We start from the raw sequence: 13784 nt of genomic DNA on the forward strand, positions 1-13784 counted from the left end.
CGACCCAGGCGACGGCCCGTCAGGTCCAGCCGTCGTGCGACCACTTCTGGCAGCCGTTGACGGTGCCCGCGTGCAGCATCTTGCCGCGCGTCTCGGTGCCGTACCCGCCGTCCTGTGCGGCGCCGATGGCCTTCTGGACCGAGATCAGTGCGCTCCTGGTCGCCGGGCCGAAGTCCCCGTCGAGCGTCAGGGCCTTGCCGTAGCAGCGGTTCATCGAGTACTGCAGCGCGCGGACCGCTTCGCTGTTGTCGCCCTGCTCGAGAAAACACGTCGAGCTTCCGGACGAGGTGCCGGGCACTTCGAGCCACAGCCCGCTCACACCGGTCGCTTTCACGTTGGAGGTGCAGATCGAAGCAGAGGCGGCCGCGACAGCGGTCGTGGGAGCCGCGGCGGCAAAGCCTCCCGCGGCCAGCACCAACGCGACGGCGGGGAAGGCATGTCGTATCCGGCCCAGCCTTGTTGAGGCCATGAGACTCCAATCGAGGGGTGCACGGTCACTGGCGACTGACGCGGGAGGCTAACACGCCGATCACAGGCGGAGTGCTTCGAACTACCCTATTTTTAGGGTGACTTGGGGATCCCCAGACGCACCCCGCCCGGCCTGCCGGACCTCTCTCCGGCAGCACGAAGGGGCTGCCCACGACCGAGCGGTCGTGAACAGCCCCTCCTTCAAGCCGGTGCGACTACTTCTTGAACGCGTAGTTCATCAGCTTCGTCGCGTCCGCCGTACGGTTGGCCACCGAAGAGGAAGCGAGAACGGTGCCGATGACCGTCTTGCCGTTCCGGGTCGCGGCGAAGACCAGGCAGTACTTGGCAACCGCGCCAGAGCCGGTCTTGACCCCGATGGTCCCGGCGTAGCTGCCGAGCAGGGTGTTGGTGTTGGTCCACGTCATGTAGCGGTAGCCGCCACTCTTCGTGGTCACCTTCTGCTTGGTCGACTTCGTCTTCACGACCGTGCGGAAGTTGGCGTACTTCATCGCGTTGCTGGCGAGCTTGGTCAGGTCGCGCGGGGTGGAGTAGTTCCCCCCGCTCCCGATGCCGTCGAACGAGTCGAAGTGGGTGTTCTTCAGACCCAGGCTCTTGGCGGTCGAGTTCATCTTGCCGATGAACGAGTTGACCCGCGCTGCCCGCGAGGTGCCGGTGCCGAACTTGTCGGCGAGGGCGTACGCCGCGTCACAGCCGGACGGGAGCATCAGGCCGTACAGCAGCTGACGGACAGTCAGCTTGTCGCCGACGATCAGGTGCGCCGAGGACGCACCCTTGGAGACGACGTAGTCGCTGTACGCCTTCTGGATCGTGACCTTGGCGTCGAGATTCAGATGCGGCTGGGCGAGTACGACCCGCGCAGTCATGATCTTGGTCGTCGAGCCGGTGGAGCGACGGGTGTCGGCGGCCTTCGAGTAGAGGGTCGCGCCGGTCCCGTTGTTCATCACGAAGCCGCCCTTGGCGGTGATCGTGGGCACCGCGATCGTCGCGGCGTGAGCCGGAGCCACGAGCGCTCCGGCGGATATCACCGCTCCCGCGGTGATTGTCACCGCGGACACGCGGGACATGTTCTTTATGCCGTTTTTCAAAGTGTATACCTCAAATGTTCCTACGGGCTGACGGCATGACGATGCCGCCCGAATGGAGACTCCCGAAGAAGGCAAAAGGATGCCCATCCCATCGCAAGAATTTTCTAAGTTTCTCTCGCATGAGTACGTGCACAGAAATGGCAATTCGCCCATAAACGGGAGACTTGGGCTCCATAGGGCACGAAGTACATTGCCGCCGGAAATACGTCACGAGCGGCCCGGGGCGACCCCATCCGCCTGCTGCCCACCCGCCCCGGCGGGGCGCGGTCAGGAGGGCAGAAGTTCCACGACGACGCGACACGCAGCGGGTTCTGACGTGATGTGAAGGCCGGGGTCGTCGAACATGCGCCGCAGCGACGCAAGCCACTCGGGATTGGCGGTGGCCCGGTCGAGCGCGGTGCCCGAGTTCCAGTCGGCGACGTGGACGAATCGCGCCTCAGGCGCCTCCGCGAGCAACCTGTGCAAACGCGAGCGCACAAAACCGGGTTGAGTCGACATGATCCGGGCGTTCTCCCGGTACACCTCGACGAAATAGTCCGCCTCATCCGCGGGGACCGCGTAGTTCTTGACCACGGTGACCGGCTCGTCGACTCCGGTCTTCGACTCCAAGGATTTACTCATGCCCCTGAAGACCGGGCACGTCGCGAACTTGTGACGTCGAGGCAGGGCGCGTCGACGACGTTGGGCTGGAGCGAGAGTTCCACGATCCGGTCGTCGTTCGGGGGGCATGCTCGGCCCCTCTGCCTGACAGGCTTCACGAATCGCCTGCTTCAGTGCGGCGGAGGCCGCGGACACTCGGGTACGGACCGCTTGTTCCGCTGCCGCGCCCCCTGCGCGAAAAGCAGGTGCGTGCGGGCGCCCTCCCGGGAAATGCTGGTCACGTCCCCCCGCGCCGTGCGCGGGGCCCGTTCCCGTCACGCCTTCCCGGTCCGCCAAGGAGCCCACGCTTGCAGGGTGTTGTCACCGTTTCGCCTTCCCAGGTGCCCGAGTTGCTGCTGGGCCTTGCCACCGTACGGCCCGTGTTCCTGTGGGGCGCACCCGGGATCGGGAAGTCGTCGCTGGTCAGGAAGTTCGCCGAGTCGCTGGGGCTGGACTGCGTGAGCCTCATCGGGACCCAGCTGGCTCCGGAGGACCTCATCGGGGTCCCGCAGATCGTCGACGGCCGGTCGCGGTTCTGCCCGCCCGAGTCGATCGCCCGAGACGAGCCCTACTGCCTGTTCCTCGACGAGCTGAACGCCGCCACCCCTGATGTGCAGAAGGCGTTCTACTCCCTGATCCTCGACCGGCGTATCGGCTCGTACGAGTTGCCCGCCGGAAGCATCGTGATCGGTGCGGGCAATCGCGCCACCGACAACGCACTGGCCCGGCCCATGGCCTCCGCCCTGGTGAACCGGCTCGCGCACGTGCATCTTCGGGCCTCCGCAAAGGACTGGCTGGAGTGGGCGGCGACCGCCGGCATCCATCCGTGGATCACCGACCACCTCACCGACCGGCCGGACCACCTGTGGTCCGCCCCGCCGAAGACCGAGGAGCCGTTCTCCACACCGCGGTCCTGGCACATGCTCTCCGACGCGCTGCACTCCTTCGGCCCCGCCCTGGACGAGGAGACGCTCAAGGTCCTGGCCCACGGCATGCTCAGCCCCGCGCACGCCGTGGCCTTCTGCGGCTATGTCAAGATCGTCCGACACGCGTACGGCCTGGAGGCCATCCTCAAGGGCGACGCGACCTGGCCGCACCGCGTCGAGGACCGCGACTTGCTCTACTACCTCGCCGATTCCTTCCGCGGCCGCCTCATCAAGGAGCTTCCGGCGAACAAGGAGCATGCCTCCCCGGCCGTGCGCCAGACCGCCTACCGCGCCAAGTCGCTGCTGGTGCAGCTGGCCGAGATCTCCGTCGAGGTCGCCCAGACCGTGATCGCCGAGGGCGCCGACGACAACCCTGTGCTGCCTTCCTGGTTCTTGCTGGAGGCCGCCCGCGACATGCCGCGGCTGGTCGAGGCGCGCCGGTGAGCGGAGCGCGGGGCTCGTCGTCGCGCAAGCGTTCCGAGGTCAAGGACGACCCGGCGGCCCAAGCGTTCGCGGCCGGGGTGGACCTGCTGCGCCGCAATACCGCGCTGGCCGCCCTGTCCGCCGTCAACGGCACCTTGTGCCGCAGCAAGGACTGCGCGGAGCACCCCCGCGGCGGCGGCTGGGCCGCGGTGACCTCGGACGGTGTCGTGCACGCGGACCCGCTGCGCCGCGCGGAGCCGGAGGAGTGGGCCTGGGTGCTGGCGCACTGCCTCCTGCACCTGGGCTTCGGCCATGTCCCGGCGGCCCGGGGCACACGGGAGCAGCCCGACCGGTTCGACCTGGCCGCGCGCTGCACGGTCGTCAACCGCTTCCTGGCCACCTTCGCCGTGGGCCGGGCACCCGTGGCCCTCCCCGAGAACTTCCCGGGCGGCGACGAGGACGAACTGGCCGCGCGCTGGCGGCGCGACGGCATCCCGCCCGAGCACGCCGCGTGCGGCACGGCGGGCTCGCACCCCGACCAACTGCTGCGCCCCTGGCACCGGCCCTGGCAGAGCCCCGAGGACTGGACCGCCGCCTTCGCGAGCGCCCTGACCCGGACGATGTCGGCGGCCATGGACGTCGCCGGCGGCCGCCGTGAGGAGCTCACCGGGGCACGCCGGCCCCAGCGTCCCTGGGAGCGGGCGCTGAGCTGGTTCGTCTCCTCCTACCCGCTGCTGGGTGGCATCGCGGCGGGGATGACCCTGGTGGCCGACGCCGAACTCGCCCGCGCTCAGCGGATCTCGGTCGCCGCCGTCAACGCCGAGGCGGGCGAGATCTACCTCAACCCCCTGTGCGCGTACACCGACGAGGAATGGCGGTTCGTCCTCGCCCACGAGATGCTGCACGCCGCGCTGCGCCACGGCGAGCGCCTCGGCGGGCGCGACCCGTACCTGTTCAATGTCGCCGCCGACTACGTGATCAACGGGTGGCTGGTCGAGATGGACGTCGGGCATATGCCGGACGGACTGCTCCACGACACCGCGCTCGCGGGCCTGTCCACCGAGGAGGTCTACGACCGCATCGCCCGGGACCAGCGCAGGCTGCGCCGACTCGCCACGCTGCGCGGCAAGGGGCTGGGGGACGTCCTGGGCGAACCCCTGCCGCGCCCCGGGGAGACCGCCCCGGCCTGGGTGGACCTGGACGAGTTCTACCGGCGCGGTCTGCGCCAGGGCTTCGACCTGCACCGGCGCGAACGCGGCTTCCTGCCCGCCGGACTCGTCGAGGAGATCCAGGCGCTCTCCCATCCGCCGCTGCCCTGGGACGCCAGACTGGCGCGCTGGTTCGACGAGTACGTGCCGCGGCCCGAAGCGGTGCGCAGCTACGCCCGTCCGGCACGCCGTCAGGCCTCCACGCCGGACATCCCCCGGGCGGGCCGGAGTTTCCCGCCCGAGGAGGTGGCGCGCTGCACGTTCGGCGTGCTGCTGGACACCTCGCTGTCCATGGACAGGACGCTGCTGGGCAAGGGTCTCGGCGCGATCGCCTCCTACGCCGCCGCCCGCGACGTGACGGGCGCGCGCGTGGTCTTCTGCGACGCGGCCCCCTTCGACGCCGGCTACCTGCCCGTCGCCGAGATCGCCCACCGGGTACGGGTGCGGGGCCGCGGCGGCACCGTGCTGCAACCGGCCGTGGACCTCCTGCAGCGGGCCGAGGACTTCCCGCCCACGGCCCCGATCCTTGTGATCACCGACGGCGACTGCGACGTCCTCCGCATTCGCCGCGAGCACGCCTTCCTCGTGCCGCAGCGCGCGGTGCTGCCGTTCACCCCGCGCGGGCCGGTCTTCCGGATGCGCTGACACGCCGCTGCCGTACGGGGAGGACGGCCGGCCTCCGGGGGACGGTCAGCGGTGCTCGGGGTTGGCGTTGCCGCTGCGGCAGCCCGCGTCCCAGGCACTGCGCTGGTTGCCGTAGGCGGGGATGCCGCCGAGGTCCTTCAGGGCCCTGGCCAGGTGCAGCAGGTTCCACGTCATGAAGGTGAGGTTGCGGTTGGTGAAGTCGTTCTGCGGCCCGCCGGAACCGGGGTCGAGGTAGGAGGGCCCCGGGCCGGCCTCGCCGACCCATCCGGCGTCGGCCTGCGGCGGAATGGTGAAACCGAGGTGCTGGAGGCTGTAGAGGACGTTCATGGCGCAGTGCTTCGCCCCGTCCTCGTTTCCGGTGATCAGGCAGCCGGCCACCCGCCCGTAGTACGCGTACTGGCCGCGCTCGTTCAGCAGGCTGGAGCACGCGTACAGCCGCTCGATGACCCGCTTCATCACCGAGCTGTTGTCGCCGAGCCAGATGGGGCCGGCCAGCACGACGATGTCCGCCCGCAGGACCCGCTGGTAGAGCTCGGGCCACGCGTCGCTCTCCCAGCCGTGCTCGGTCATGTCCGGCCAGGTGCCGGTGGCGATGTCGTGGTCGACCGCCCTGATGACGTCCACGCCGACGCCCTGTTCGGTCAGGATGCTCGTGCTCCGGTCGACCAGCCCCTGGCTGTTGCTGACCTCCGGCGACCGCTTCAGCGTGCAGTTGATCATCAGGGCACGCAGGTCGTCGTAACGGGCGGGCGGGCTGTCGGCGAATTCCGGCTGGCCGGTCACGTGGGCTCTCCAGGGTGTCCGTCACTCCGTCACCGGGCCCTGCGCAGCGGCCCGGCGGCGGCTACGCGGTCGGCGATCTTCCTGCCAGAATGACGTCCGCCCACGCGGTCCGCCAGCCGATCACGACGCGACGCGCGGGCCGTGAGCCATTCGGCAGCGGGACGGCCGTCCCGAACGGCCGCCTCTTCGGACTACGTCTCGCTCGCGGTCTGTTCGCCGCTCCGCAGCCGGACGGGGTCCTCGGCGCGGATCACCTCGGCGCTGTGCTTGTCCTCGGCCTCGATGCGGACCGCCTCCTCCAGCACACGCCGCACGCTGCCGGCGGGGATGACGACGGCGCCACCGGAGTCGGCGTAGACGTAGTCGCCCGGCACGACGCAGACGCCGCCGATCTCGACGGCGATGTCGGCCGCGTACGGCATCACGGTGTCTCCGCCCCAGTGGGTGGCCTGGCCTCGGCACCACGTGGCGAACCCGTAGCCGGCGAGCTCGGAGAAGTCGCGGAGCCGCCCGTCGGCGAGCACCCCCGCCACGTGGTGGTTCTGCAACCGCGACAGCTTGGTGCCACCGGCGTGGGAGACGTCGGGATGGCCACCGCTGGACAGCACCACGACCTTGCCCTCCGGGGCGTCGCCGACCGCGCGGTAGAACACCGTGGCGAAGCCCAGGTCCTTCTCCGGCAGATCGTCGCGGTACGGCAGGAACGCGACCGTGACGGCCGGTCCGAACATGACCCGGGACGGGTCGGGGCTGACGAGGTCGACGATGTCCGCGCGGTGCCCGTGAACGCGTCCCATGGCGTCCACCAGGGACGCGCTGTCGACCTGCTCGAGCAGGGCGCGCAGGCCGCGCAGGTCCTCCGTCATCCGGACCACGCGCTCGGGCGGACGAGGGACGCGCGGTCCCGCGATCCTCCACGCATCAGGGCCTCCCGCGGTGCGAGTGCCGGCGCCGCACGGCACGGTGCCGGTCCGGGACGTGCGCCCTCGGCCCGGGCGTCCATCGGACCACACGCGATGGGACCGCGCATCCCCGCGAAGCCGGGGCCCGGCCGGTTTCTCGTGCTTCCCGCGCTGCGGCAGCATAGGAGCCCTCATTCCGGGGGTGCTGAGGCAGCGCGTACGGGCCCATGACCGCGGACACAACACTTGAAGGGGATTCAGACGTGAGCCACCACGTGCCCGCGGACCTGCTGGCGATCGTCGACGCGCTCCTGCCCGGTGCGCCGCTGGATGGCGCGCGGCTGGCCGCCGACGGCAACATCCATCACGTCGTGCTCCTCCCGGGCACCGCGGCCGTACGGATCAGCAAGCGCCCGTCGGGCGCGGAGGCGCTGCCCCGCCGGACGGAACTGCTGCGCGCCGTCGGCGCCGCCGGCCTCCCGTTCGCCGTTCCCGAGCCGCTCACGCCCGTCACGGCCTTCGACGGCCGCGCCGCTGTCGCGGTGTCGTGGATCGACGGCACCGCGCTCCCCCAAGGCGAGGGCGACCCCGCGCGGATCGCGGAACTCCTGCGGGCCCTGCGCGATGTCCCCCTCACCGCGGAACTCCGTCGCGCCCTGTCCCCCGCGCACCAACCGGCACCGGCACGAGGCTGGGCCGGCGTCCTGGCCGAGGATGTCATCCCGCGCCTGCCCGCCCGGTGGCGCGACGAAGGCCGGCGCCGGCTGGACGACGCCCTCGCGCTGGAGCCCGTACCGGACGCGCTCGTCCACGGCGACCTCGGCGGCTCCAACATCCACTGGGGCCCCGACGGCGCACTCGTCGGCGTCCTGGACTGGGATCTCGCCCTGCCTTTCGACCCCGCCGTCGACGCGGCCTGCATGGCCTGGCACGGCTGGCACACCGTCCGTGACGCCGTCGACCACGACACCTACCGGCGGGCCCGGGTCTGGGACCGGACGTTCGGCATCGAACACCTCATCGCCGTTCTGCCCGGCGCGCCGCTGTCCAACGTCGACAGCTACGTCGACCACATCGTGCCCTGGCTCGAAGCCCACGCCCACTGACGCGCGCGGTCCGGAGGAGGTGCAGCAGGAGCCCCCCTCCCGGACACGGCGGCGAAATCCGGTCAGTTGTTCGGAACCCGATTGCCCGCCCGGGCGGCAGCTGTCAGCGTCGTGCGCGGCCGCCCGGCGGCCACGCGACCCGGACGCTCATCAGATGATCCGTCGAAGGAGACCTCCGCCGTCATGAGAAACGCCTTACGCCTCCCCGCCTCGCGCCCCAGACCCGGCTGGCGTGCCAGGGTCGTCAGCTTCGCGGCCACCGCGGCGATCCTCACCACCGCCACCCTGATCGGCGCCGGCCCGGCGATGGCCGCGCCCGCGCCCATCAAGCTCACCTCGTCGTCCTGCCCGACGGACATCGTCCAGGGCCAGGTGAGCGGCTGCGTCACCGAGCTGCAGAACCTGCTCAACGCGCACGGCGCGGGCCTCCTGGTGGACGGCGAGTTCGGGGCCAACACGCTCTACGCCGTACGGGAGTTCCAGGCCGCCACCGCGATCGCCGTGGACGGCCGGGTGGGTCCGCAGACCAAGAGCAAGCTGTACGCGACCGGGGGCACCGCGCCCTCGCCGGTGAACCTCACGTCCTCGTCGTGCCCCGCGAACATCGTGCAGGGCGCCAAGGGCGGCTGCGTCACCGAACTCCAGCGGCTGCTGCGCCACTTCGGCTACGCGGTGAGCGTGGACGGCGAGTTCGGGCCGGAGACGTACAGCGCGGTCCGCAGCTTCCAGTCCTCGCACGGCCTGTCGGTCGACGGCGAGGTCGGCGCGAACACCAAGCGGGAGCTGTACGACACCGACGAGGCGCCGTCGACGGGCCTCGACCTGCGATCGTCCTCGTGCCCGTCGAACATCGTGGAGGGCCAGACCGGCGGTTGCGTCGCGACCCTCCAGGCGCTGCTCAACGGCAAGGGCCAGCACCTCGACGTCGACGGCGAGTTCGGCCCCCTGACCGTGGCGGCGGTGCGGTCGTTCCAGTCCTCGGCCGGCCTGTCGGTCGACGGCGAAGTGGGCCCGAACACCAAGAACGCCCTCTACTCCAACATCGGCGGTGGCGGCGGCAACGGTGCGCCCGCGCCGATCAACCTCAACTCCGCCTCGTGCCCGACGGACATCGTCCAGGGCCAGCGCAGCGGCTGCGTCACCGAACTGCAGAGCCTCCTCAACCACCACGGCGCCGATCTCGCCGTCGACGGCGACTTCGGGCCGATGACCGACAGCGCGGTGCGGGACTTCCAGGCCGAGAAGGGTCTCGGCGTCGACGGAAGGGTGGGCCCGAACACCAAGGCCGCCCTGTACGGCGCGGTCACCCCGCCCTCGTCCCCGCCGCCCGGCGGTGGTTACGCCAAGCTCCTCGACGTCGCCGCCGCCGAGGTCGGCACGGTCGAGGGCAGCGCCAGGGCGAACAGCTACGGTGCGTCCGTGGGCCTGTCCCTGTCCACCAACAACTACGCCTGGTGCGCGACGTTCGTGAGCTGGGTGGCCAAGCAGACGGGTGCCACCTCCTACCGCAACAGCTATGTCTCCGGCTGGGTGAAGCAGGCACGCGCCGGCAACTACCACCTGTCCGTGACGACCAACCCGCAGCCCGGCGACATCGTTGCCTTCGACTGGAACGGCGGGAGCAACTTCAACGACGGCAACGAGCACATCGGCATCGTGCGCACGGTGAGCGGCGGCGCCTCCTTCACCACCGTCGAGGGCAACACCGGCAACCCCAACGGCGGCAAGGACGGCGTCTACATCAAGAACCGCGGCACGAACCAGGGCTACGACGTGGTGTTCATCCGCGTCCGCTGACCGGCCTCCGGCGCACGCTTTGCGGAGCCGGCAGGTCCTCTCCGGGGTGGAGGGGGCCTGCCGGCTTTCCCATGACGAAACCGGCGGGTTCGCGGATTCCGAGGGTTCACGTGGCAGGAACCCACTGGCGGGGTGTGGGTTCTGAGGTGGGGGCGCGCGGGTTCAGGCGCGATGTGTCAGGCAGGATGAGGCTCCAATCGGTTGGGGAGGGCTCAGGGTGGGTTACGCGTTGCATGCGGTCATCGCAAGTGACGAGGTGCTGCGCGTCGCTTCGCGCGAGGTTCCCGGATCACAAGTGGTGCCACTTGGCCAGGGCCTGTCGCTGATGCCGATGACCGATGAGGTCTTCGATGCCGTCACGGACGGCAGCGACGGAGGAGGCCTGGGGTTCTGGCGGCTGCCAGGAGGCTTCGACACGTTGCTGGCTCAGTGGTCTGCGGCAGGGCCGCTCGCCTATGTCGAGGCCGAATACTTCGGCGGAGTCGGCGAGCAACGGGCCGCTGTCTGGGCTGACGGCGCACTGGTACTGGGGCCGCTGGACAAGCCGACGAAGAAGCGGTTCTCGCGAGCGGTCAGCCCCATCTCCCAGGCCCTGCGGCGGCTGGGCGCCCGAAGGAGTCTGGGCGAGGACGAGTTCGATGCCGTGGGGCTGGACCGCCATCGCAGCAACGAGGACTGGATCTCGTCCAGCGCCTGAGCAACGTCAGGCGGCGGCGACTTCCCGCTTCCCCCATGACCTTGCGAGGTACTGACCGTACGCGCAACGAGTGACAGTCGGCGAGGAGGCTCTCGCCTCCTCACTTGCACCGTTCTCCCATCAGAGGGCTCAAGGGAACCCGCGTGAACCCCAGTTGATTCAGGGGTTCCGGAGCAGTGCCCTGCAGGCGGCGTCGGCGATCCAGGTCCGGGCGCGGTCGAAGGGCCAGCCGCGTTCACCGACCAGGGTGATCCAGGCGTGCGGGCCGAGGTGGAACCAGAGCAGGTCGACGGCCTCGGCGTGGCTCACATCGGCGGCGAGTGATCCGAGTGCCACCAGGCGGTCCGCCACGCGGGTCAGGGCGTGGACGTAGTCGTCGGCTCCCTTGTCCAGGACGGCCTTGACGGCCGGTTCACCGGGCGGGTCGCGGTAGAAGAGCCCGTACACGAGGTCCCAGTGGCGTTCATGGGTGAGCCGGGTGCCTTCCGCGGTCAGCTCGATCACGGCGCGCGGGTCGTCGCTCGCGTCGACCGCGGAAAGCGCGTCGGCGATGGCGGGGTCGGTGAGCGCCGGCTCCAGCAGGGCCGTCAGGATCTTCGACTTGTTCCCCATGGTGCTGTACACCGTGGGCACCGCGACCTTGGCCGCCTCCGCGATCTCCCCGATCGTCACTTGCGGATACCCCTTGGCCGAGAAGAGCTCGTGGGCACTGCCGAGGATCGCTTCCCTGGTGGCTGACGCCGAGTGGGTGCGCAGGGGTGAGTGGTACTTCCGGCTGGTCACAGGAGGAGTGTACGCCCTTCACTACAAGTGACCATATTGACAATAGACACCCATATTCAATACGTTCCACCATATGATCAATTCCGCCGCTGAGCCCATGGCCGTCATCGAGACCCGCCTTGCCCACCAGGTCCACCGCGCCGCGACCACCTTGCTCGCGGAGGCCGCCCTCCGCCCGTCCGCGCCCCTGGACACGCTGGCGCAACTGCGCGACTTCCTCGTGGTGAACCTGCGCCACCACCACGAGACGGAGGACGAGGAACTGTGGCCGCAGATCGTCGCGACGGCCCCGGCCGCCGCTGAGGGGCTCAAGGGGCTGAGCGAGGAGCACGAGCGGCTGGAGGACGACCTCGACCGCCTCGCCGCCGTCGCGTTGACCGAGGACCATGCCGGGGCCGGCGCCCGGGCCGAGCTCCACGAGGCGGCCGTCGCGGTGCGCGACACGGTGCACAGCCACCTGGACCACGAGGAGCCCATCCTCTTCCCCGCCCTGCGCGCGCACGTCACCCCCGAGTACTGGGCGGAGCTCTCCCAGCGGGTGATCGCCACCGCGCCGCCCGTCGCCGCGCACCTCATGTTCGGCTTCATCGACGAGGTGGGCGCGCCCGGCGAGGTCGAGGCCATGATGGCGGTCCTGCCCGAGCCGCTGCGCCCGCTCGTCCCCGCGATGCGCCGGCAGGCAGACGCCGACCTCGCAAGCCTGCGCGGCTCCGCCGCGTAGCCCACTGCCCGAGCCGACACGGGCGGCCGGACCGCCCCCACCCCGTTCGGGCGGTCCGGCAAAGGAAGATGGCAGGCTTACGGTGTGCTGATCGAGGGATACAACGGTGGTCCGCTGGTCGCGGGCGAGCCACTGGTGGACCGCCCGGGCTTCTGGTCGAACCATCTGTGGGGCCCGTGTTGTCGTGATGCGGGCGCCGAGCCCGAGTGGTTCGGCGATGACGGAGCCGACGTCGACGCCATGTCCGACCTGCTCATGGACCCGGAGCGATGGCCGGTGTTCCGGATGCCGCTGGACGGCGGTTACGAGGCCGTGGTGGTCTACCGCAATCTCGTCGACGACTACGGAGTCGACTACTTGTTGACGCATCCCAGTTGGAGCACCGCGCAGCGAGTCGCCTGCTGGGACGGCGACTGGCACGGGGAGACACTGACCTGGCGTGACCTCATCCGCATCGCCGACAGTCCGAGCGCGACAGGCGGAGGGATCAAGGACCCCGCTGCCCGTCTTCTGCTGCTGCTCCCCTTGCTCACGGCGCACGAACCGTCCGACGAGGCGATCACGACGCTCACCGCGGCACTGATCGCGGTAGGAGCCCCTCCGGACACCGCCGGGACGGCCGCACAGCACCTGCTTGAGCACCCCTCCGGGAGCCCCTGGCACGACCCCGCGTGGGACTCGCCCCTCAGCGGCGGCTCAGGCTCCCCCACGCCCGCCGTGAGCGGGGTCCTGGCCCGCCGGGGCATCACCTGACCAGGCGTGAACCGCCGTTGCCAGGGGGTCCGCCCGCTGCCATGGTGATGACCGTGCCCGGACAGCGGAAGAGGAAGCGGCGTGTACGCGAGGAGTACGAGCGAGCTGCCGCGGCCGGAGCCGGGGGGCGCTGGGAAGTCCTTTACGAAACCGAGGACTCCGCCGAGGTTCGGGCGCTCTGGCCGAGGAGCGACCCGAGGTCGACCTGCGTCATGTGCGGGTCGACACATGGTGCGGGCGGTTTCCGTCTCCGCCGTTCTACCGGGTGAGCGTGCTCGTGCCTCCGGACGCGACCGAGTGAGGTGGTCCACGGACGACGGCCGGAGCCACCGCAGAGGCGGGAACCCCGAACCGGTACCGGCACGGGCCGCCTCGGAGGGTCACGATGCCTCGATCGCCCGCATGATCTCCTGCCCGGTCCGCGCAACGACGACGGACCAGTCGTCGTCCCGCATGAGCTGGGGCAGATGCTCGCGGTCCGCCTCCTGCCGGAGGACCACCGTCCCGCCCAGGAGAACCAGAGACGCCCCCAGCCGTTCCAGCAGTTCGGCGACAACGTCCATGATCCTCTCCCCTCCGAAGCGAGTGAAAGTGACGCTGGTGTCACTGCTGAAGTAGACATCAGCCCGCTCGTTCCGCCCCATGTCCAGCTGAAGGAATTCATTGTCGGGTACACGTACTACGACGTACGGGTCGAGGACCTCGGCCACGATGATCTTGTCCAAGGGGGCCGACTCACCACCCTCGAAGCGGTGGACATAAATGTCGTAACTCACAGAACCCTCCCCCTGGGACGGCATGGGGCGCCGCCTCCTTTGTCACTTCCG

General features: G+C 70.2%; 14 protein-coding genes. 7 read left to right on the forward strand and 7 right to left on the reverse strand.

Features of this window, described 5'->3' with window-relative positions; genetic code table 11:
- Positions 1 to 19: 19 nt before the first annotated feature.
- The 3 genes from ACIP9H_RS15695 to ACIP9H_RS15705 all read right to left on the reverse strand — a co-directional run bounded on the left by ACIP9H_RS15695 (position 20) and on the right by ACIP9H_RS15705 (position 2183).
- Positions 20 to 469, reverse strand: a complete 450-nt coding sequence (locus ACIP9H_RS15695; protein ID WP_401592274.1) for a peptidoglycan-binding protein — start codon at positions 467 to 469, stop codon at positions 20 to 22.
- Positions 470 to 683: 214 nt separating this feature from the next.
- On the reverse strand, positions 684 to 1553 hold the full coding sequence (locus ACIP9H_RS15700; protein ID WP_401592272.1) for a D-alanyl-D-alanine carboxypeptidase family protein: 870 nt from the start codon (positions 1551 to 1553) through the stop codon (positions 684 to 686).
- Positions 1554 to 1841: 288 nt separating this feature from the next.
- Positions 1842 to 2183: an antibiotic biosynthesis monooxygenase family protein gene (locus ACIP9H_RS15705; RefSeq protein ID WP_401592270.1), complete on the reverse strand. Its 342-nt coding sequence runs from the start codon at positions 2181 to 2183 to the stop codon at positions 1842 to 1844.
- Positions 2184 to 2521: 338 nt separating this feature from the next.
- Between ACIP9H_RS15705 and ACIP9H_RS15710 the strand changes: the two genes are divergently transcribed.
- Together ACIP9H_RS15710 and ACIP9H_RS15715 are read left to right on the forward strand one after the other, a co-directional pair.
- Entirely contained in the window at positions 2522 to 3583 is a 1062-nt protein-coding gene (locus tag ACIP9H_RS15710) for an ATP-binding protein (protein WP_401592268.1), read from the forward strand.
- Complete coding sequence (locus ACIP9H_RS15715; RefSeq protein ID WP_401959431.1) at positions 3580 to 5415, forward strand: hypothetical protein; 1836 nt, start codon at positions 3580 to 3582, stop codon at positions 5413 to 5415. Before ACIP9H_RS15710 ends, ACIP9H_RS15715 begins: the two co-directional genes overlap by 4 nt.
- Before the next feature lie 45 nt (positions 5416 to 5460).
- Here the strand turns inward: ACIP9H_RS15715 and ACIP9H_RS15720 are convergent, their stop codons facing one another.
- Both ACIP9H_RS15720 and ACIP9H_RS15725 read right to left on the reverse strand, forming a co-directional pair.
- Positions 5461 to 6135 (reverse strand): flavodoxin family protein, encoded by a 675-nt coding sequence (locus tag ACIP9H_RS15720; RefSeq protein WP_401959586.1) that lies wholly within the window; start codon positions 6133 to 6135, stop codon positions 5461 to 5463.
- A 254-nt stretch (positions 6136 to 6389) separates the two neighbouring features.
- Positions 6390 to 7064 (reverse strand): RraA family protein, encoded by a 675-nt coding sequence (locus ACIP9H_RS15725; protein ID WP_401959432.1) that lies wholly within the window; start codon positions 7062 to 7064, stop codon positions 6390 to 6392.
- Positions 7065 to 7363: 299 nt separating this feature from the next.
- Between ACIP9H_RS15725 and ACIP9H_RS15730 the strand changes: the two genes are divergently transcribed.
- From ACIP9H_RS15730 to ACIP9H_RS15740, 3 genes are all read left to right on the forward strand, one after another.
- Entirely contained in the window at positions 7364 to 8206 is an 843-nt protein-coding gene (locus ACIP9H_RS15730; protein ID WP_401959433.1) for a phosphotransferase family protein, read from the forward strand.
- A gap of 183 nt (positions 8207 to 8389) precedes the next feature.
- Positions 8390 to 10003 carry a peptidoglycan-binding protein gene (locus tag ACIP9H_RS15735; RefSeq protein WP_401592260.1) on the forward strand — a complete coding sequence of 538 codons (1614 nt, stop codon included), beginning with the start codon at positions 8390 to 8392 and terminating at the stop codon, positions 10001 to 10003.
- Positions 10004 to 10220: 217 nt separating this feature from the next.
- On the forward strand, positions 10221 to 10700 hold the full coding sequence (locus ACIP9H_RS15740) for a hypothetical protein (protein ID WP_401592258.1): 480 nt from the start codon (positions 10221 to 10223) through the stop codon (positions 10698 to 10700).
- A gap of 159 nt (positions 10701 to 10859) precedes the next feature.
- On the opposite strand, the gene ACIP9H_RS15745 is transcribed toward ACIP9H_RS15740, so the two are convergent.
- Positions 10860 to 11483, reverse strand: a complete 624-nt coding sequence (locus ACIP9H_RS15745) for a TetR/AcrR family transcriptional regulator (protein WP_401959434.1) — start codon at positions 11481 to 11483, stop codon at positions 10860 to 10862.
- Between the two features lie 73 nt (positions 11484 to 11556).
- Here ACIP9H_RS15745 and ACIP9H_RS15750 point away from each other — a divergent pair, with 73 nt between their 5' ends.
- The gene (locus tag ACIP9H_RS15750; RefSeq protein WP_401592254.1) at positions 11557 to 12204 is read left to right on the forward strand and encodes a hemerythrin domain-containing protein; all 648 of its coding nucleotides are present in this window, start codon (positions 11557 to 11559) and stop codon (positions 12202 to 12204) included.
- A gap of 84 nt (positions 12205 to 12288) precedes the next feature.
- Positions 12289 to 12957, forward strand: coding sequence for a hypothetical protein (locus ACIP9H_RS15755; protein WP_401959435.1), 669 nt, complete (start codon positions 12289 to 12291; stop codon positions 12955 to 12957).
- A 380-nt stretch (positions 12958 to 13337) separates the two neighbouring features.
- Here ACIP9H_RS15755 and ACIP9H_RS15760 read toward each other — a convergent pair whose 3' ends face one another.
- Positions 13338 to 13733: a hypothetical protein gene (locus ACIP9H_RS15760; RefSeq protein WP_401592250.1), complete on the reverse strand. Its 396-nt coding sequence runs from the start codon at positions 13731 to 13733 to the stop codon at positions 13338 to 13340.
- Positions 13734 to 13784 lie beyond the last annotated feature (51 nt).

The sequence above is a fragment of the Streptomyces sp. NPDC088732 genome (assembly GCF_044751205.1).
GTDB lineage: Bacteria > Actinomycetota > Actinomycetes > Streptomycetales > Streptomycetaceae > Actinacidiphila.